The organism is Actinomycetospora cinnamomea (genome assembly GCF_003096675.1).
In the GTDB taxonomy this organism is placed as follows: Bacteria; Actinomycetota; Actinomycetes; order Mycobacteriales; family Pseudonocardiaceae; genus Actinomycetospora; species Actinomycetospora cinnamomea.
Map to the genome: position 1 here is coordinate 723,769 of NZ_QEKW01000001.1, position 18,356 is coordinate 742,124.

Below are 18,356 nucleotides of genomic sequence, written 5' to 3' on the forward strand. Positions count from 1 at the left end.
CTCCGCCGCAACCCGCGTCCAGGTGCCATCGAATCGTCGCGATCACCGCGTGTCGAGGGGCTGCGCTTGACCGGTCTGCTGCGATGACCACGTGGGTGACCCGCTGCTCGACCCGGCCGTCGGCGCGGACGCGCACGCCGGGCAGCGGCTGGCCACCGATACGATCATCTGGCTCGGCACGGTGGCGCCCGACGGCCGGCCGCACACGGTGCCCGTGTGGTTCACCTGGGCCGATCCCGTGGTGACGGTGTTCAGCCGGCCGGACACCGCGAAGATCGCCCACCTGCGGGCGCACGCGGCCGTCAGCGTCGCGCTCGACACCGCCGAGCAGGGCACCGACGTCGTCACCGGTGGGGGCCGGGCGAAGCTGTCGACCTTCGCCCGGGTCGAGGACGCCCTCGACGCCTTCGGACGCAAGTACACGCCGCTGCTCGGCGACCAGCCGCTGGACGCCTGGCTCATGACGTTCTCGCAGCCGATCGTCGTCACCCTCGACCGCCTCGTGGTCTGGCGCAGCACGGCGGCGGGGCTGGAGTACCGGTCGCTGGCCTCCGACGGGGGGTAGCTCGTGGAGTACACGGTCAGCCGCGACGTGGGCGTCGACGCGGGAACGGTGTGGGCGGTGATCGCCGACGTCGAGCGCATGCCGACCTGGACGTCGACGATGACGCGGGTGCGCCTGCTCGACGGCGGGCCGCTGCGGGTCGGCGCGCGGGTGCGGGTCGAGCAGCCCTGGCTGCCGCCCGCGACGTGGGAGGTCACCGAGCTCGAGCCCGGCCGGTCGTTCACCTGGGCCGCGCCGGCACCGGGCCTGCGCAGCGTCGCGTGGCACGCCGTCGAGCCCCTCGGCGAGAGCCGAAGCCGCGTCACGCTCGGCATCCGCCAGAGCGGACCGCTGGGGCTCGTCGCCACCCTCGCCGGGCCGCTGACCCGCCGCTACGTCGACACGGAGATCGCGGGGCTCGTGAGGGCGGCCGTCGAGGCCGCCGGCGGGAGCTGAGCGGGAGCGCGACGGCGCCGGCCGCACCGTCGCGCTCCCGTCGCCGACACTCCGGCCGGGCGAGCTCGCGGACGGACCTCAGGCCGCGGGGGATCCGACCAAGTCGGCGACCGGGCCGCCCGTCACGGCGGTGGGCCCGGGGACGACCCTCAGGATCCGGGAGCCGAAATCCGTGAACTGCGGGCTGTTCACCAGCACCTGGGCGAGGCCCTCCCGGGTGTAGATCTCGGCGTCCTCCCGGGCGCGCCACAGGTAGACCCCACCGAACGCCTCGGGGTCGTCGGGGTCGGCGACGAAGATCTTGCTGATGAGCCCGGGGACGTCGGCGTACTCGGGCGCGATGGTGTCGCACAGCGAGGCGAACTCCGCCGGGTCCATCCCGTCGAGCCGGAAGGTGATCAGTTGGACGTACATGGTGGCCTCCGATGAGGGTTCCGATCTGGACGTCGACCACCGTCACGGACGTCGCGTGCAGACCGGTCACGGTCCTCGCACGAGGGCGCCGGCCGCCGCCGGGAGGGCATGGTCGAGCGCGTAGGCGATGACGTCGGGCGTGGTGAGCCCGCTGCTCCGGGCCCCGGCCCGCTCCATGGCCTCGTCCCCGAGCCGCTCTCGCAGGGTCTCGCGCAGCGCGTCGAGGCGCTGGGCGTCCGCGCCCACCACCGCCGGGGCGTCGGGAGCGGCGTCGGCGGCGGTGATGAGCACGGCGGCGGGGACGTGCACCTCCAGCCCGACGAGCAGTTCCACGAGGATGCGCAGGGTCGTCCACTGCTGGACGCGCATCCCCGTCCGCGCCCAGTGCCGGATCGCCTCGGGGAACCCGTCCATCGCACGACGAGTGTCCCCGGACCGCATCGCGGCCGAGACCAGCCCGACGGTCGCGACCCCCTCGACGAACGTCGCGTCAACACCGCGGGCGATCGTCACCGCCTCGCCCAGGCTCCGCGCCGCGCGGACCGGGTCGGTGGGCAGCGCCACCTCCCCGTCGACGTAGCGCGACCAGGCCAGACCGGTGGGACCGGCGAGGGCCGCGGCGGCCCGACGGCACGGTTCCACCGCGGCCCGGGCGGCGTCGGTGTCACCGCGGTAGGTGCGGGCCAGCGCGATGTTCCCCAGCAGCACCACCCGCCAGGTCGGCGAGACGCCCTCGTCGGCCTGCAGGAGGCCGGCGAGGCGTTCGGCCTCGGCGTAGCTCCCGCGGTACATCGCCAGGATGTGTCGCGCCGCGAGGCACCACCAGCGGCGGGGCGCGCCGGGGGCCCCGGCCAGTCCGCTCTCCGCGTACCGGGCCGACGCCGACAGATCCCCCTGGAGGTAGGCGGCCTGCGCCGCGGCGCCGTGGACCGCCACCCGCAGCTCCGGATCCGGAACCTCGCCCTCGGCGAGCCGGCGCGCCCATCCCCACAGCTCCGAGCGGCCCTGCCATTGCGCGTAGCCGGCGAGCGCCACCGAGAGCCGGGCCGCGCCGTCGACGTCCCCGGCCTCGTGGAGCCGGTGCCAGGCCGAACGGATGTCGGGCAGATGGGCGTCGAGCCGCCGCACCCAGGCCGCCTCGTCCGGACCGTCCAGCCCCTGCTCGGCCGCCGCGACGAGCCGGTCCACCCACATCGCGTGCCGGGCGAGGACCGCCGGCCGTGCGCCGCGAGCGGCGAGCCGCTCCCGGCCGTAGGTCCGCAGCGTCTCCAGGAGGTGGTACCGCAGCCGCTCGCCGCCCTCGGGGGTGGCTGCGACCAGAGAGGCGTCCACCAATCGGGCCAGATGACATGCCACCGCGCCGCCGGACGCGTCGCCGGCGACGTGCTCCGCCGCGTCGAGAGGGAACCCGGCGTCGAACACCGACACGGCCTCGAACGTGCGCCGCCCCTCCTCGCTCAGCAACCGGTAGGACCAGTCGACCACCGCACGCAGGGTCGCGTGCCGGTCGCCGTCGAGGGCGACCAGCAGGTCGAGACGGTCGTCCAGGCGGTCGCGCAGGTCCGCCAGGCCGAGGGCACCGACCTGCGCCGCGGCGAGCTCGACCGCCAGCGGGAGCCGGTCGAGGCGGTGGCAGAGTTCCTCCACGAGAGGGAGCGCCGACCCGTCCGCCGGGAAGGATTCCCGGGCCCGACGGGCACGGTCGGTGAAGAGCTGCACCGCGGACGCCTGGGACAGCGGTTCCAGCGGCAGCACCTGCTCGCCGACCACCCCGAGCCGGCGGCGGCTGGTGGTGACGACCCGGACCGTCGGTGCCCTGGCCACGACCGCGTCCACCAGAGTGACGACCTCGGTCGCGAGGTGCTCGCAGTTGTCGATCACCAGCAGCAACCGGCGGGTACCGAGGTGTGCCAATACCGCCTCCGCGAGGGTCGCACCCGAGCCCTCGCGGACGCCGAGCGCGGCGGCCAGCGCCGGCACGACCGCCGCGCCGCGGCGCACGGAGGCGAGCTCCAGGACGAGCGGGTCCAGGCCCGCCGCCACCTGCGGGAGCGCCTCGAGCACGAGCCTCGTCTTGCCGACACCACCGGGGCCCGTGACGGTCACGAGGCGCGCATCGCGCACCGCCGCGGCCAGCCGGGCGACGTCGTCGGCACGACCCACGAAGGACGACGAGGGGACCTCCTGGAGGACGGGTCCGACCGGCGCCACGGTCTCGGGGCGGGGCGCCAGCGCGGGGTCGTGGCCCAGGATCGCCTGGTGCAGCGCCGCGAACTCGGGAGACGGGTCGAGACCTGCCTGGTCGGCCAGCCGGTCACGGTAGCGACGCAGCACGTCCAGGGCGTCGGCCTGCCGGCCGCTCCGGTAGAGCGCGAGCGCCAGGAGCCGATGGGGCGCCTCGTGCGTCGGCGAGGAGTGCGCCGCCCGCTCCAGCTCCGGGAGCGCGGCGAGGTGCCCGCCGGCGCGCACGCGGGCCTCGAGCAACTCCTCGCACACGCTGGACTCCAGCTGGTCCAGGCGGGCCCGCTCGGCGGCGAGCCCGGACAGCTGCCACCCGGGGAGATCGGCGAGGTCGGCGAGGGCGGGCCCGCGCCAGCACGACCGGGCCTGGTCGAGGAGCACGACCGCTCGGGCCGGAGCGTCCTCCCGGACCGCCCGCGCCCGTGCGAGCAGCGCCTCGACGCGCGGCACGTCGAACTCGGTGGCCGCGACCCGCAGGCGGTAGCCACCCGGCTCCCGGCGCAGGCGATCGCCGGTCGCGCACGCCCCCGCCGCGGCGAGGGAGGTCCGCAGGCGGGACACGTGGCTCTGCAGGCTGTTGCGCGCCCCCCGCGGCGGCGCGTCGCCCCACACGACGTCCACGAGCGCGTCCTCGGACACCGCCGCGCCGCGTGCGAGCAACAGCATCGCCAGCACCCCGCGCGCCCGTGGACCACCGAGCGGCACCGCTCGTCCGGCGACCGTGACCTCCAACGGCCCCAGCACACCGAACGCCACCGGATCCGGGTCCTGTCGATCCGCCACCACGGACCTCCGCTCCGACGGGGGCGTGCGCCGCCCGTACGGGCGGTCGTGCGCGACGTGCACGCGATCCGTGCGTGCCCCCGCCGAACGTCGTGACGTCGATTGAACCACCACGGAGGTGCATGACCATGACCGCGACGCAGCAGATTCCGGCGGCCCCCGACGCGGACGAGGTCGGAGCGTTCGCCCAGCGCGTGCTCGCCGATCAGGGGACGATCTTCCTCGGCGTCCTGACCTACCTCGGGGACCGCCTCGGGCTCTACCGCGCGATGGCCGGGGCCGGACCGCTGGACGCCGACGAGCTCGCCACCCGCACCGGCTGCGCCGAGCGCTACCTCCGCGAATGGCTCGCCGCGCAGGCGGCGGGCGGATACCTCACCCACGACGCCGGGACGGGACGCTTCGCCCTCCCGGACGAGCACGCCGCGGTCCTCGCCGTCGAGGACACCCCTGCGTCGGTCGTCGGCGGCATCCTCGTCGGTGCCGCCGCGTGGGCCGACGCCGACCGGCTGGCCGAGGCCTTCCGCAGCGGCGCGGGCATCGGCTGGCAGGACCACGACCCGCGTCTGTTCGAGGGGACCGAGCGCTTCTACGCCGCCGGCTACCGGGCGAGCCTCCTGCCGACGTGGCTGCCCGCACTCGACGACGTCGTCGGGCGGCTCGAGCGCGGTGCGCGGGTGCTGGACGCCGGCACCGGCCACGGCGCCCCGGTGCTGATGATGGCGGGGGCCTTCCCGGCCTCCACGTTCGTCGGGGTCGACGCCCACGCGGGCTCCGTGGCCACCGCCACCGAACGGGCCGCCGCGTTGGGGCTCGCGGATCAGGTGCGCTTCGAGGTCGCCTCGGTGACCGGCTACGACCGCCCGGTGGGCGGCTACGACCTCGTCTGCATGTTCGACGTGCTGCACGACCTGGGCGACCCCGTCGCCGCCGCCGCGCACGCCCGTGCCTCGCTCGCCCCCGACGGCGTCCTCATGCTCGTGGAGCCCCGGGCGGGCGACCGCGTCGAGGACAACCTGCACCCCCTGGGGCAGCTGTTCTACGCCGCGTCGACGGCGTTCTGCACCTCGGTGGCCCTGTCGCAACCGGGTCCGGCCGGTGGGGCCGGGGTGGCGCTGGGCGCGCAGGCCGGTACCCGGCGGCTGCACGACGTGCTCCTCGACGCCGGCTTCACCCGCGTCCGCCAGGCCGCGGCCACCGAGGTCAACGTCGTCATCGAGGCCCGCCCCTGACGGGCAGAACTCTCAGACCGTGAAGGCGAGGCTCGACTCCCGGCCCGCGCGCCGGGTCGCGCGGTGCTCGACGAGCGTGGTGTGGTCGGCCAGCGAGCGCCCGCCGCGCATCCCGGCGAGCACCGCCGCCTCGGCGCGCTCGACCTCCTCGGCGCCGGGCAGCAGGGCGCGGATCTCGGCGGGCGAGGCCACGGCGAGGCCGTCGTCGTCCCCCAGCACGAGGTCGCCGGGCGCCACGGGCACCCCGCCGAGCGCGACGGTCTGCTCGTCCCAGCCGCGGGGATCGCGGGCCGAGCCCGACGCGGGCGTCGACCCGCGGGCGAACACGGGCAGCCCGAGCGCGCGCAGGCCGGCCACGTCGCGGCAGTACCCGTCGACGACGATCCCGCCCAGACCGCGCCGGCGGGCCTCGGCGGCGACGAGCTCACCGGCCACCGCGCGGGCCCCCCGCGGGTTGACCGCCACCAGCACGGCCCCCGGCGGCGCCTCCCCCACGGCCGCCAGCACCGGCAGGTGGTCGTCGGGCGCGACGACGGTGACCGCGGGACCCGCCATCCGCACGCCGGGGACGATCGCGCGGATCGCCGGGTCGGGCAGGCGCAGCGACTTGTCGGCGTCGCAGAGCGAGGACGTCGCGAGGGCCCGGACGCGGCCGAGCTCCTCGGAGGTGAGGGGATCCACGGGGGTCATCGTGCTCGACGCGGGTGGCGCGGGCGACCATGCGCCGACCATGCTCGGTCCTCGTGCCCTCCCCCGTGATCCTCGAGGTCGCCGTCAACGGCGCCACCCCGCGGTCGGTGAACCCCCACGTGCCGCTGACGCCGGCCGAGGTCGCCGACGAGATGCTGGCCTGCGTGGCCCGCGGGGCGAGCATCGCCCACGACCACCACGAGGCGATGTTCGTGCCCGACGGCGTGCACCCCGTCGAGCCCTACCTCGAGGCGTGGGCGCCGGTGCTCGCCGCCCACCCCGACGTACTGCTCTACCCGACGATGGCCGCGGGGGCGCGCGGCATCCCGGTCGAGCGCCGCTGGGCCCACGTCGAGGAGCTCGCGCGCCGCGGGATGGGCGGGCTCTCGCTCGTCGACCCCGGGTCGGTGAACGTGGGGCTGACCAGCGACGGCGTCGTCCCGGAGGCGGCGGCGCCGGGGCCGTACGCCAACAGCTACGCCGACACGGAACACATGTTCGCGCGCTGCTCCGTGCACGGCACGGGGCCCAGCATCTCGATCTTCGACCCGAGCTTCCTGCGCACCGCGCTGACCCTGCACCGCCACGGCCGCGTGCCGTCGGGCGCCATCGTCAAGCTGTACTTCGGCGGCGAGCTGGAGTTCGGGCTGCCGCCGACGCCCACGGCGCTCGAGGCCTATCTGGAGATGCTCGAGCCGTCGGGGCTGCCGTGGTCGGTGGCCGTGCTGGGTGGCGACGTCGTCGGGTGCGGGCTGGCCGAGGCGGCGGTGCGCCGCGGGGGACACCTGCGCGTCGGTCTGGAGGATCACGCCGGGCCGTCGACGCCGACGAACACCGAGCTCGTCGAGCGGGCCGTGGCGCTGCTCGCGGACCTGGACCGGCGCCCGGCGACGCCGACCGAGGCCCGCGCGATCCTCGGGCTGCCGGTCTCCCGTGACCGCTGACGTCGTGAGCCGCCTGCGGGCCGCGGGGTGCGTGTTCGCCGAGGAGGAGGCGGCGCTGCTGGTCGCGTCGGCGCGTGGCGACCTCGGTGCTCTCGTCGCGCGCCGGGTCGCCGGCGAGCCGTTGGAGCAGGTCGTGGGGTGGGCGGCGTTCGCGGGGCTGCGGGTGGCCGTGGCGCCGGGGGTGTTCGTGCCGCGGCGGCGCAGCGAGTTCCTGGTGGCGCGGGCGCTGCCCGTCCTGCCCGCGGCGGCGACCGTGGTCGACGTGTGCTGCGGCACCGGGGCGATCGGGGCGGCGATGCTCGCGGCGCGCCCCGACCTCGTGCTGCACGCCGCCGACCACGACCCCGCCGCCGTGGTCTGCGCGCGCGGGAACCTGCCCGGGGCGGCCGGCGTGCACCTCGGCGACCTGCTCGCCGCGCTCCCGCCGGAGCTCGCCGGGCACGTCGACGTCGTCGTCGCGAGCACCCCGTACGTCCCGAGCGATGCCGTGGCGGCCATGCCGGCCGAGGCCCGCGAGCACGAGCCGCGCGCGGCCCTCGACGGCGGCGGCGACGGGCTGGACGTCGTGCGGCGGCTCGCGGACCAGGCGCCGGCGTGGCTGCGTCCCGGCGGGTGGCTGCTCATCGAGTGCGCCGAGCACCAGGCGGAGCCCGCCCAGGCGGAGCTCGTCCGTGCAGGGTTCGACGCATCGGTGACGCGCGACGAGGACCGCGACGCGACGGTCGTCGCCGGGAGCCTCGTGCACCCGCTGTGACCGGGCCCTGGGTGCGGCTCGGTGAGCGTGTGGCGTTACGGACACTGGACGTCAGCGGTGGCCCACCGCTGACACGATCATGATCGCGGGCGACTACGGGGTGTCGCCGGCGGCGCGTTTGCGGCGTTTCCCCTCGTGCATGGCCTGGACGCGGGCGACGGGGATCGTGCGGCCCTCGGCGACGAGGTCGTCGGGCAGTGTCTGGGGTGCCGGGACGGCGTCGGGGTCCTCGACCCAGGGGTCGCGGCGGTCGCGGGCCGTGTGCACGGTGATCTCCGCGGGCACGACGGTGTCGAGCTCGTCCCACGACACCGGGAACGACACCGGCAGGCCGGGGCGCACGCGCGGGCTGTAGACGGACACGATCGTCGCCCCGCCGGCTCGGGTGGAGTCGACGAACACCTTGCCGCCGCGGTCGGCGCGGATGAACGCCGTGGTGGCGACCTCGGGATCGAGGCGCTCGGTGCGAGCCGCGAGCGCGCGCGTGGCGCCGGCGACGTCCTCGTGGCTCGGCCCCGGCGCGAGCGGGACGAGCACGTGGACGCCCTTGGCGCCCGTGGTCTTCACCGCACCGGCGAGCCCGGCCTCGTCGAGCGCGCGGCGCACGAGGTGCGCGGCGGCCACGACGACGTCGAAGCCCGCGCCCTCGGGCGGGTCGAGGTCGAGCACGAGCTGCTCGGGCCTGTCCATCGACGCCGCGTGGGTCAGCGTCGGGTGGTACTCGATGGCCCGCTGGTTGGCGAACCACAGCAGCGTCGGCAGGTCGTCGCACAGCGCGTAGGCCACCTCGCGGTGCGACGACTCGGCCCAGAACGACACGGTGCGCACGAAGTCCGGTGCGTACTTCGGGACGTTCTTCTGCATGAACGGCTTCTGCCCCCGCAGCGCGCGCACCACCGACAGCGGGCGCCCGGCGAGCGCGGGCAGCATCCGCGGTGCCATCGCCTCGAGGTGCTCGACGAGCTCGCGCTTGCTCACCCCGGCGCCGGCGAAGAGCTCCTGGTCGAGGTTGGTCAGGGCGACCCCCGCCCGTTCCTCCCCGCTGTCCGCCACCTGAGCGACCCTCCCGGGATCGACGACCGGGGGCAAGCCGCCACAGCCGCCGATCGGGACGTGGCCGCCCACAGGTTCCTCGGAGGTGCGCGCGCGATCGTCCCGACATGACCGACATGCTGCAGTTCGACACGGAGACCGCCCGACGGGTCGAGGCGGTCTACAGCACGCCCGACGTGATCGCCCAGCGCGCCGAGGTGCGCGCCCTCCTCGCCCTGCGACCCGGCGAGGACGTCGTCGACATCGGCGCCGGTCCCGGGTTCCTCGCCGCCGAGATGGCGGACGAGGTGGGGCCACACGGTCGTGTCCACGCCGTCGACCCGAGCGCGAGCATGCGGGGGCTGGCCGCCGGGCGCGAGGCGCCGATCGAGGTCGACGACGGCTCGGCCGAGGCGCTCCCCCTGCCGTCCGCCAGTGTGGACGTCGCGGTGGCGACCCAGGTGCTCGAGTACGTCGTCGACGTGCGTCAGGCTCTGGGAGAGATCCGACGGGTCCTGCGGCCCGGAGGACGCGCCCTGGTGCTGGACACGGACTGGGACTCGATCGTCTGGCACTCGACGGACGACGCCCGCACGGCGAGGGTCCTGGCCGCGTGGGAGGAGCACCTCGTCGATCCGCACCTCCCCCGCACGCTGGGGCCGGCCCTGGCCGCGGCGGGCTTCGAGGTCGCGCCACCCCGGGTGATCCCGCTGCTGAACACCGGCGATGACCGTGACACCTACAGCGCCGGTCTGGTCCCGATCATCACGGCGTTCGTCCGGGGTCGAGGCGGTCTCGACGACGACGAGGTGCAGGCGTGGGCGGACGACGTCGCAGCACTCGACGACGCGACGTTCTTCAGCCTCAACCGCTACGTGTTCGTCGCCACCTCCGGGCGCTGAACGGCGCGGCGCAGGAACCGGCGGGTCGCGGCGAGGACGGCAGCGGTGTCGCCCACCCAGGGATCGTGGTCCACTCCCGGGAGCTCCAGCAGCCGTGCCCCGGGGATGTGGGCCGCGAGGTAGCGGCTGTTGCCCGGGTGGAGCCACACGTCGTCCTCGCGCACGAGCACGAGACAGGGCACCCGGAGCCCGGGCAGCAGGTCCCTCACGTCGGCACGGGCGTTGGCCTCGGCGAGCTGCCGCGCGGTGAAGGGGCTCGCGGCGAGCCGCACGTAGCGGGCGAACCAGTCGCGGTACCGCGGGTTGCCGGCCAACCCCGGGTTCCGGCGCTGCGGGGTGCCGCCGGTCAACCAGGCCTGCTCGAAGGCCGCGAGGAAGCGCTCGTGCTGCTCGTACGTCCAGCCCCACGGGTAGTCCTCGGCCCGGAGGATCTTCGCGGCGGCGCCGAAGAGGATCAGGCCGAGAGTGCGGTCCGGGTGCTCGGCGGCGAACCGGATGCACTGCGACCCTCCGCCACAGACCCCGAACAGCACCGCTCGCTCGATGCCGGCGGCGTCGAGGACGCTGCGCACGTCCGCGACCCTCTCCCCGCTCGACGGGGGATCGACGACGGGGTCGGACAGCCCGGTGCCCCGCTTGTCGAACAGCACGAGCCGGGACAGCCCGGCGAGTCGTCGCAGGAAGGACGCGTAGGTGGGGTCGTCCCAGGTGGCACCGAGGTTCGTCACGAACGACGGGACGAACACGAGGTCGGGAGGGCCGGTGCCCACGACCTGGTAGGCGATGCGCGTCCCGCCGCTGTCCGCGTACCGCACCGGCGCGACGACACGGTCCTGGGCCGGCTCGGCCACACCGCGCGTGATCGCCCGGCACAGGGACGCCGTGGCCGAGGACGGCGCCACGCCCAGCGTGTCGGCCAGCGCCTGCCGACACCGATCGTGGACACGCAGTGCCGCCGCGGTGTCGCCGCGGCGGTGATGGGCGGCCATCGCGACCCGCGCCGCGCGTTCGGCGCCGGGGTCGTCCGTCAGGACCTCCTCGGCCGCCGCCACCGCCGCGCCGAGCTCGCCGAGTCCGAGCGCGCACTCGGCGAGGTCGACCTGAGCCTGCTGCCGACGGGCCCGGTGGTGCTCGCGCGGGCCCTGGACCCACGATGCGTAGGGCTCGTCGGCCAGCAGCTCGCCGCGCCCGAGCGTCAGGGCCGCGCACAGGGCCTCACGTCTGGCGGACCCGGTGGCCACCGCCGCCTCGGCGAGCAGCGCGTCGAACCGGTCCAGGTCGGTGTCGACGACCTCCCGTGGGACGCGGTACCCACCGGTCTCGGTCCCGATCAGCGAACGTCCGAGCTTCCGGCGGAGCAGCGACACGTAGGTCTCGACGGTGGCCGACGTCGACCGTGGCAGGTGCTCTCCCCACAGCTCGTCGGCGATGCGGTCCTTCGGGACGATCCGACCGCGGTCGAGCAGGAGGATCTCGAGCAGTTGCCGGGGCTTGATCCCCCCGAGGTCCCGGGGCCCCCAGGTGCGGCCGGCAACCGTCACCGCCAGCGGCCCGAGCAGACGGACCACCGAGCGCTGCGGGTGACGTTCCATGGGCTGCACCTTCGCCGGGCACCGACGGTAGCGCCGCCGGCGGCGTGCGGGAACCACCGCAGGCGAGCATGCCCGGGTCGTCCCCTCGTGCCCGGACGGACGCGGGAGCACGCCGGCACGACCCCGGGGGGCCCGCAGCGTCGGCGATCACCGGTGAGAGAGTGCCGCCCCGGCTCGCATCGGCACCGCACGCATTCGCCCGGACAGACCACTCGTCCGTGGCGCTCGGCGTGCCGTTGAGAGGGAGGCACCGCGCGGGCGGTGCGCACCGTCGGGAGGAGCAGGGTGGGTCGGCACACGTGGATGGACGTCCGGTCCGAGGCGCGCGAGGGCGCCCGGAGGGCGGGACGGCGGCTGGGGCGGCGCGTCGCGGCCCTCGGGCTCGGGCTGGCCGCGCTCGCCGGGCTGGGCGGTGTCGGCGCCGTAGCGGTGGCGGCCCCGCGGGCGGCCATGCCGTGCGAGGACAACGTCAAGGCCTGCGCCCGCCTGTCGACGAACGAGGCGTGGCTCTCCGACGGCCGCGGCACCATCCTGCGCGGACCGGTCCGGATGAGCCACGGCGCGCCCGGCCAGGAGACGCCGGTGGGCATCTTCGCCGTGCAGCGCAAGGAGGAGGTCCACCTCTCCAAGGAGTACAACAACGCGCGCATGCCGTGGTCGGTGTTCTTCGACGACAACGGCCGCGCCTTCCACGGCGGCGACCCGGCGCGCCAGTCCGCGGGCTGCGTGCGCATGGCCGACCCGGACGCCCAGGCGTTCTACAACGGCCTCGAGGTCTACGACCGGGTGCAGATCGTCCCGTAGTCCCCTGTGGGCGAGCTTCGGGGTGATGGCCCCGAAGCTCGCTCACACGCCCTTCAGCCGCAGCGACCGGAGGCGGTTGAGGGCGGCGGCGACCTCGTGGCGGCGGGGGCGGGCGACGTCCTCCGACCGGCCGTCGAGCAGGGCCTCGAGTCCCCGGCGGTCGAGCTCGGCGTCGAGCAGGTCCAGGCCCTCGGCCAGCGTGACCGTCCCGTCGAGGACCCCGTCGGAGAGCAGCGCGAGCGCCCGCCCGATGCCCGCGACCTGGGAGCGGTCGGCGATCTGCTCCACCGCGGACAGGTCGATGTCGTCCTCGCCGAACGTCAGCCGGTCGCGGCCCCGGGCGCTCACCTTGCGCTTGCCCCGCGCCGTCGGGTCCAGCGACGCCGGGTCGACGACGCGCGGCGCGACGGCGGGGAAGCCGGTGTGCTCGACCGCTCGTGACGGCCCGGACGCCGCGATCTCGTGGGCGCGGGCGGTGACGTCGGAGGCCCGGTAGGCGTCCATCATGATCACCGTGTCGGCGACGCCGAGGTAGTCGCCCGACCCGCCCATCACCAGCACCGTCGAGACCCCGTGCTCGGCGTGCAGCGGCCGCACCCGCTCCACGAACGGCACGAGCGGCTCGGTGGCGATGAGCTGCTGCATCCGCGCGTCGCGGATCATCATGTTGGTCGCCGAGGTGTCCTCGTCGATCAGCAGCACGTCCGCGCCCGCCTCCACCGCCTCGACGGTCGACGCCGCCTGGCTCGTCGAACCCGACGCGTTCGTGGTGGAGAAGTCGTCGGTCGGCTCGCCGGACGGCAGGTGCGCGACGAAGGCCGACACGTCGTCGTGGATCACCGCGCGCCCGTCCTCGGCGCGCAGCTTCACCGCGTCGGGCCGCGTCACGACCTGCTCGCGCCCGTCGCCGGGCACGTGGTCGTACACGCCGGCCTCCAGCGCGCGCAGCAGCGTCGACTTGCCGTGGTAGCCGCCGCCGACGATCAGCGTGACGCCCTCGGGCACCCCCATACCGGTCACCGGCCCCGCGTTCGGGGCCTCGAGCGTCACCGACCGCTCCGACGGTCCGGAGAACGGCGTGGCGCCCTCGAGCGGGCGGTCGTCCACGCCGCTGCGCCGCGGCAGGACCGCGCCGTCGGCGACGAACGCGACGAGCCCCCGCTCGCCGAGCGCGGCACGCAGCGCGACGGCGTCCTCGACGGTCTCGACGAACGCCCGCGCGGCGCGCTGGTCCACCGACGCCCAGCGCAACGACGCGTGCGCCGCGTCCGGCAGGGTCTCGCCGAGCAGCGTCGCCGCCTCGCGCCCGAGGATCCGCCGCTTCGGCCCGGGGAACGGGACGCCGAGCTCCACGACGACGACGCCGTCGTCGCGGACCGTGCCCGCGGAGCGCTCGAGCACCTCGGGCCCGCCGGCGTCGACCTGCACGGGCGTGCCCCGCAGCGCCCGGCGCAGGCCGCGCAGCAGGAACGACGCGAGCGCGCGCCGGCGGTCGGCGGTGCCGTACAGATCGGCGGGCAGGCCGGCGTCGGACACCGTCAGCCGCACCCGGCTCGGCGGGGCGAAGGGGTCGGCCTGGACGCGCAGCACCTCGAGCTGCACGCCCGCGACCGACCACCGCCCCGACAGGGACTTGTAGCGGCCATAGCTCGCCCCGTCGAGCGAGCGCAGGGTGGAGGCCAGGTCGTCACGGGGAGCCACGGCGGACCTGTGCCCGGCGGCGCCGCCCGTCACTCTCCCGCCCTGGTCCGCGTTCTGGCCTCCCCGGCGGTCCGACCTGTCCGATCCGTCCCTTCGTGATCACTGCCGGTAGTGACGCGATCGCCGACGATGACCCCGCGCGAACGTGGTGATCACTGGCGAGCGATAGTGAGCACTCACATCGTCGTGGAGCGCGTTCCTGGGGGGAGCACGGTGATCGTCCTGGCCGGACCGGTGCAGCTCGAGCGGACGTCCGGGACCGCGGTGGAGGGCACGGGCGCGGCCGCATGAGCACGACCCGCCCGCTGACCCGCGCCGACGTGCCCGCGGTGGCGTCGCTGCTCGAACGGATCACGCGGTCCGGCTCCACGACGCCGCCCGCGGGGCTGGTCGAGTACGTGGCACGCACGTGCCTCGACGCCTCCTGGGTCGACCCCGACATCCCCTCCCTGGTCAGCGAGCGGGACGACGGCACGATCGTCGGGTTCCTCGGCTCCTACCCGCGGCGGGTGCGCCTCGACGGGCGCAGCCTGCGGGTCGGGTGCTCGGGCCACCTCGTCGCGGACCCGTCCGCCCCGGGCGTCGGCGCGGTCCTCACGCGGAGCTACCTGCGGGGTCCGCAGGATGCGACGATCACCGACGGCGGGACGGACCTCATGGTGCGCCTGTGGCGCACGCTGCGCGGGCGCGTGCGCACGGCCCCGTCGTTCGCCTGGTACCGCATCCTGCGCCCCGCCTCCGCCGTCGCCGCCCAGCTCGGCAACCGGGGGCGCCCGGTGTCCCCGCTCCTGCGCCGCGCCGGGGCCGGTGCCGACGTCCTCGCCCGCCGGGTGCCCCGGATCGGCGCGCGCCCCGCGCCCGCCCCCCGTGACGACGTCACCGCAGAGCCGCTGACCGTCGACCTGCTGCTCGAGCAGATGTCGAGCGCCCCCCGGCACTGGCGGCTGCACCCCGACTACGACGCGGCCCACCTGCGCACCCTGTTCGCCGAGCTGGACGCGGTGGCGCCGGCGCGCGGCGAGGTCGTGCGCCGGCTCGTGCGCGGGGCCGGCGGGCGCGTGCTGGGCTGGTACGTGGCCTTCGCGCCGGCGGGCGGGATCGTGCAGGTCCAGCAGCTCGCGTCCACGGGACCCGATCCCGGCCCGGTGCTCGACCATCTCGTGGCCGACGCCGACGCCCGCGGCGCCGCGGCGGTCACCGGGCGGCTCGAGCCGTCGCTGGCCGAGGCCGTGCGCGACCGGCGCTGTCTCGTCCGGCCGGCGGCCTGGGCGCTGGCCGACACCGACGACACCGGCGTGCTCGCGGCCCTCGACGCCGAGGACACGCTCCTGACCCGGATGGACGGCGAGTGGTGGATGGGCCACCACGTGCTGTGGCGAGGAGGCGACACCACTTGAGTCCGACCGTCTACTCGACGTGTCCCCAGTCCAAGGACGTGCCGGCGCGCGACTACCTCGACGCCGTCGCGGCCACGGCCCGATGGAGCGAGGAGGCCGGCTGCGCGGGGATGCTCGTCTACACCGACAACGGCATCGCCGACCCGTGGCTGGTCGCGCAGGCGGCGATCGCGGCCACCGAACGGCTCGCGCCGCTCGTCGCCGTGCAGCCGGTGTACATGCACCCGTACACGGCGGCCTCGATGGTCTCGTCGCTCGCGTACCTGCACGGGCGCGCGGTGCACCTCAACTTGCTGGCGGGCGGGTTCAAGAACGACCTCGTCGCGCTCGGCGACCACACCGCCCACGACGACCGCTACGCCCGCACCGTCGAGTACACGCGGATCCTCACCGCGCTGCTGCGCGGCGAGACCGTGACCCACCACGGCCGGTGGCACCACGTCGAGAACCTGAGGCTGGCGCCCTCCCTGCCGCCCGAGCTGATGCCCGAGCTGCTGATCTCGGGGTCGTCGCCCGCCGGCCGCGCCGCCGCGGGAGAGATCGGCGCGACCCCGATCCGCTACCCCGAGCCGCTGGGCGCGGAGACCGCCGAGGTGCCCACCGGCGGCGGTGTGCGCGTCGGCATCATCGCCCGCGACGACGCCGACCAGGCCTGGCGCGTCGCCCATGAGCGCTTCCCGCCCGACCGCGCGGGCCAGGTGGCCCACGCCATGGCCATGCGCGTCTCGGACTCGCACTGGCACCACCAGCTCGCGGCCCGGGCGGGGGCGCCGACCCCGCAGGCCGACCTCGACGCCGAGCCCGAGCCCTACTGGCTCGGCCCGTTCGAGAACTACAGGACGTTCTGCCCCTACCTCGTCGGCTCGCACGACCGCGTCGCCGCCGAGATCGCCCGCCACCTCGAGCGAGGCACGGAGGTCTTCGTGCTGGACATCCCGCCCGACCCCGACGACCTCGGCCACGCCGGCGAGGTGTTCGCCCGCGCCACCGCGGCGGTGCAGGTATGAGGACCGACGTGGGGCACCTGCAGGACCTACTCGCGGCGTCGGCCGAGCGCCACGCCGACCGGACCGCGATCGTCGGCACCGACGAGGCGATGACCTACGCCGAGCTCGACGGCGCGGTCAACCGCGTCGCGCACGTGCTGCTCGCCCACGGCGTCACCGCGGGCGCGCGCGTGTGCGTGCTCGCCGAGAAGGCGCCGTGGACGATCGCGGCGCTGATCGGGACGCTGCGCGCCGGCGGCGCGTACGTGCCCGTCGACCCGGCGGGCCCGGCGACGCGGGTGGCGCGGATCATCGGGGCGGCCGAGCCGGCGGTGGTCCTCGTCGACGCGCCGTCGCGGCCCCTGCTCGACGAGGTCCTGGCCGAGCTACCGGGACCGGGGCGGGTGGGGGGACCGACGGTGGGCTCGCTCGACGACGCGCCGGGGGAGTTCACGCGCGCGGACCTGTTCGGGGCCTCCCCCGAGGCCCCGAACGTGGCCCCGGCCGACCTCGCGCACCTGCTGTTCACCTCGGGCTCCACCGGTGCGCCCAAAGGCGTGATGATCACCCACGACACGGTGCTCGCGTTCGTCGACTGGGCCGTCCGGCACTTCGGCACGAAGGCCGGCGACCGGATCTCCGGGCATCCGCCGCTGCACTTCGACCTGTCGACCTTCGACATCTACGCCACCCTCGCCGCCGGCGCGGAGCTGCACCTCGTGCCCGGGTCGCTCGGCGTCGACCCTCGCGGCACCGCCGCGTTCATCCGCGACCGCGCGCTCACCCAGTGGTTCTCCGTGCCGAGCGTGCTGACCTACCTGGCGCGCTTCGACGCCGTCGCCCAGGACGACTTCCCGGCCCTCGAGCGGCTGCTCTGGTGCGGGGAGGTCCTGCCGACCCCGGTGCTCGCGCACTGGATGCGCCGTCTGCCGCACGTGCGCTTCACCAACCTCTACGGGCCGACCGAGGCGACCATCGCGTCCTCGTTCCACGACGTGCCGCAGGTCCCGGCCGACGAGACCGTGCCCGTGCCCATCGGGCGGGCGTGCGACGGCGAGCGCCTGCTGGTGCTGTCCGACGGCCGCGAGACCCCACCCGGCGAGATCGGTGAGCTCTACCTCGGCGGGGTCGGTCTGTCTCCGGGCTACTGGCGCGACCAGGAGAAGACCGACGCCGCGTTCGTCACCGGCCCCGATGGCGAGCGGATCTACCGCACCGGCGACCTCGCCCGCGTCGACGACGACGGGGTCGTGCACTTCCTGGGCCGCGCGGACTCGCAGGTCAAGAGCCGCGGCTACCGGATCGAGCTGGGCGAGATCGAGGCCGCGCTGGCGACCGTGCCCGGCATCCGCGAGTGCGCGGTGGTCGGCGTCGACACCGGCGGCTTCGAGGGCACCACGATCTGCTGTGCCTACTCGGTGGCCGAGGGCCACGTGCTCCCCGCCACCGACGTGCGCCGCCAGGTCGGCGACCTCGTCCCGAAGTACATGGTCCCGGCCCGGTGGGCGGAGATGGACGACCTGCCCCACAACGTGAACGGCAAGATCGATCGACCGGCGCTGCGCGAACGCTTCGCGCCCGCCGGCGCCACGACGGGAGGACGGTGACCGTGCCCGAGGCCACCACCGAGGCCGTGACCGCGCAGCTGACCGACCTGGTCCGCGACCAGATCGGCGTCGACGTGCCCTCGCCCGACACCGACCTCGTCGCCGCAGGGTTGCTCGACTCGCTGGCCCTCGTGACGCTGATCGTCGGGATCGAGGACACCTTCGGCTGCCGGCTGCCGCTCGACGACTTCGACATCGAGCGCTTCCGCAGCGTCGACGCGATGGCGGCGTTCCTCGCCGAGGCGGGCGTCACGGGGTGAGCGCCGGGTCGCCGACC

Annotated in this window: 17 protein-coding genes; 11 read left to right on the forward strand and 6 right to left on the reverse strand. The window is 75.5% G+C overall.

Going from position 1 to position 18,356, the window contains the following annotated elements; all coding sequences use genetic code 11:
* The first annotated feature begins 91 nt into the window (after window positions 1-91).
* Together C8D89_RS03400 and C8D89_RS03405 are read left to right on the forward strand one after the other, a co-directional pair.
* Window positions 92-565 (forward strand): pyridoxamine 5'-phosphate oxidase family protein, encoded by a 474-nt coding sequence (locus C8D89_RS03400; RefSeq protein WP_116706594.1) that lies wholly within the window; start codon window positions 92-94, stop codon window positions 563-565.
* A 3-nt stretch (window positions 566-568) separates the two neighbouring features.
* Window positions 569-1,000 (forward strand): SRPBCC family protein, encoded by a 432-nt coding sequence (locus C8D89_RS03405; RefSeq protein WP_116706595.1) that lies wholly within the window; start codon window positions 569-571, stop codon window positions 998-1,000.
* Window positions 1,001-1,078: 78 nt separating this feature from the next.
* Here C8D89_RS03405 and C8D89_RS03410 read toward each other — a convergent pair whose 3' ends face one another.
* Window positions 1,079-1,414 (reverse strand): YdhR family protein, encoded by a 336-nt coding sequence (locus tag C8D89_RS03410; protein ID WP_116706596.1) that lies wholly within the window; start codon window positions 1,412-1,414, stop codon window positions 1,079-1,081.
* Window positions 1,415-1,480: 66 nt separating this feature from the next.
* Window positions 1,481-4,438: an AfsR/SARP family transcriptional regulator gene (locus C8D89_RS03415; RefSeq protein ID WP_133251802.1), complete on the reverse strand. Its 2,958-nt coding sequence runs from the start codon at window positions 4,436-4,438 to the stop codon at window positions 1,481-1,483.
* Between the two features lie 128 nt (window positions 4,439-4,566).
* Here C8D89_RS03415 and C8D89_RS03420 point away from each other — a divergent pair, with 128 nt between their 5' ends.
* Window positions 4,567-5,670 (forward strand): class I SAM-dependent methyltransferase, encoded by a 1,104-nt coding sequence (locus C8D89_RS03420; protein WP_116706914.1) that lies wholly within the window; start codon window positions 4,567-4,569, stop codon window positions 5,668-5,670.
* A gap of 12 nt (window positions 5,671-5,682) precedes the next feature.
* Here the strand turns inward: C8D89_RS03420 and C8D89_RS03425 are convergent, their stop codons facing one another.
* Window positions 5,683-6,351: an RraA family protein gene (locus C8D89_RS03425; RefSeq protein ID WP_243417786.1), complete on the reverse strand. Its 669-nt coding sequence runs from the start codon at window positions 6,349-6,351 to the stop codon at window positions 5,683-5,685.
* Between the two features lie 62 nt (window positions 6,352-6,413).
* Between C8D89_RS03425 and C8D89_RS03430 the strand changes: the two genes are divergently transcribed.
* The gene (locus C8D89_RS03430; RefSeq protein ID WP_243417789.1) at window positions 6,414-7,304 is read left to right on the forward strand and encodes a beta-keto acid cleavage family enzyme; all 891 of its coding nucleotides are present in this window, start codon (window positions 6,414-6,416) and stop codon (window positions 7,302-7,304) included.
* On the forward strand, window positions 7,294-8,058 hold the full coding sequence (locus C8D89_RS03435) for a putative protein N(5)-glutamine methyltransferase (protein WP_116706599.1): 765 nt from the start codon (window positions 7,294-7,296) through the stop codon (window positions 8,056-8,058). The genes C8D89_RS03430 and C8D89_RS03435 overlap by 11 nt, the downstream gene beginning before the upstream one ends.
* Window positions 8,059-8,151: 93 nt before the next feature.
* Here C8D89_RS03435 and ligD read toward each other — a convergent pair whose 3' ends face one another.
* Window positions 8,152-9,111, reverse strand: a complete 960-nt coding sequence (ligD, locus tag C8D89_RS03440) for a non-homologous end-joining DNA ligase (protein ID WP_116706916.1) — start codon at window positions 9,109-9,111, stop codon at window positions 8,152-8,154.
* A gap of 107 nt (window positions 9,112-9,218) precedes the next feature.
* Between ligD and C8D89_RS03445 the strand changes: the two genes are divergently transcribed.
* Window positions 9,219-9,992 carry a methyltransferase domain-containing protein gene (locus tag C8D89_RS03445; protein ID WP_116706600.1) on the forward strand — a complete coding sequence of 258 codons (774 nt, stop codon included), beginning with the start codon at window positions 9,219-9,221 and terminating at the stop codon, window positions 9,990-9,992.
* Here the strand turns inward: C8D89_RS03445 and C8D89_RS03450 are convergent.
* Window positions 9,962-11,584 carry a bifunctional AfsR/SARP family transcriptional regulator/alpha/beta hydrolase gene (locus C8D89_RS03450; protein WP_116706601.1) on the reverse strand — a complete coding sequence of 541 codons (1,623 nt, stop codon included), beginning with the start codon at window positions 11,582-11,584 and terminating at the stop codon, window positions 9,962-9,964. The two genes, C8D89_RS03445 and C8D89_RS03450, sit on opposite strands and share 31 nt — an antisense overlap.
* 285 nt (window positions 11,585-11,869) lie before the next feature.
* On the opposite strand from C8D89_RS03450, the gene C8D89_RS03455 reads away from it, so the two are divergent.
* Window positions 11,870-12,388: a L,D-transpeptidase gene (locus C8D89_RS03455; RefSeq protein ID WP_243417791.1), complete on the forward strand. Its 519-nt coding sequence runs from the start codon at window positions 11,870-11,872 to the stop codon at window positions 12,386-12,388.
* A gap of 42 nt (window positions 12,389-12,430) precedes the next feature.
* Here C8D89_RS03455 and C8D89_RS03460 read toward each other — a convergent pair whose 3' ends face one another.
* Window positions 12,431-14,089 (reverse strand): ABC-ATPase domain-containing protein, encoded by a 1,659-nt coding sequence (locus C8D89_RS03460; RefSeq protein ID WP_116706917.1) that lies wholly within the window; start codon window positions 14,087-14,089, stop codon window positions 12,431-12,433.
* A gap of 287 nt (window positions 14,090-14,376) precedes the next feature.
* Here C8D89_RS03460 and C8D89_RS03465 point away from each other — a divergent pair, with 287 nt between their 5' ends.
* Genes C8D89_RS03465 through C8D89_RS03480 form a run of 4 tightly spaced genes read left to right on the forward strand, consistent with a single transcriptional unit; the run spans window position 14,377 to window position 18,339 of the window.
* The gene (locus C8D89_RS03465) at window positions 14,377-15,486 is read left to right on the forward strand and encodes a GNAT family N-acetyltransferase (RefSeq protein ID WP_116706603.1); all 1,110 of its coding nucleotides are present in this window, start codon (window positions 14,377-14,379) and stop codon (window positions 15,484-15,486) included.
* Window positions 15,483-16,493, forward strand: a complete 1,011-nt coding sequence (locus tag C8D89_RS03470; protein ID WP_116706604.1) for an LLM class flavin-dependent oxidoreductase — start codon at window positions 15,483-15,485, stop codon at window positions 16,491-16,493. Before C8D89_RS03465 ends, C8D89_RS03470 begins: the two co-directional genes overlap by 4 nt.
* Window positions 16,490-18,079, forward strand: coding sequence for an amino acid adenylation domain-containing protein (locus tag C8D89_RS03475; RefSeq protein WP_243417793.1), 1,590 nt, complete (start codon window positions 16,490-16,492; stop codon window positions 18,077-18,079). The genes C8D89_RS03470 and C8D89_RS03475 overlap by 4 nt, the downstream gene beginning before the upstream one ends.
* Entirely contained in the window at window positions 18,076-18,339 is a 264-nt protein-coding gene (locus C8D89_RS03480; protein ID WP_165825525.1) for an acyl carrier protein, read from the forward strand. Before C8D89_RS03475 ends, C8D89_RS03480 begins: the two co-directional genes overlap by 4 nt.
* Window positions 18,340-18,356 lie beyond the last annotated feature (17 nt).

Coding starts and splice junctions, on each gene's coding strand:
- C8D89_RS03410 (WP_116706596.1), bottom strand. CDS start 1,414: ATGTACGTCCAACTGATCACCTTCCGGCTCGACGGGATGGACCCGGCG.
- C8D89_RS03420 (WP_116706914.1), top strand. CDS start 4,567: ATGACCGCGACGCAGCAGATTCCGGCGGCCCCCGACGCGGACGAGGTC.
- C8D89_RS03445 (WP_116706600.1), top strand. CDS start 9,219: ATGACCGACATGCTGCAGTTCGACACGGAGACCGCCCGACGGGTCGAG.
- C8D89_RS03450 (WP_116706601.1), bottom strand. CDS start 11,584: ATGGAACGTCACCCGCAGCGCTCGGTGGTCCGTCTGCTCGGGCCGCTG.
- C8D89_RS03465 (WP_116706603.1), top strand. CDS start 14,377: ATGAGCACGACCCGCCCGCTGACCCGCGCCGACGTGCCCGCGGTGGCG.
- C8D89_RS03475 (WP_243417793.1), top strand. CDS start 16,490: ATGAGGACCGACGTGGGGCACCTGCAGGACCTACTCGCGGCGTCGGCC.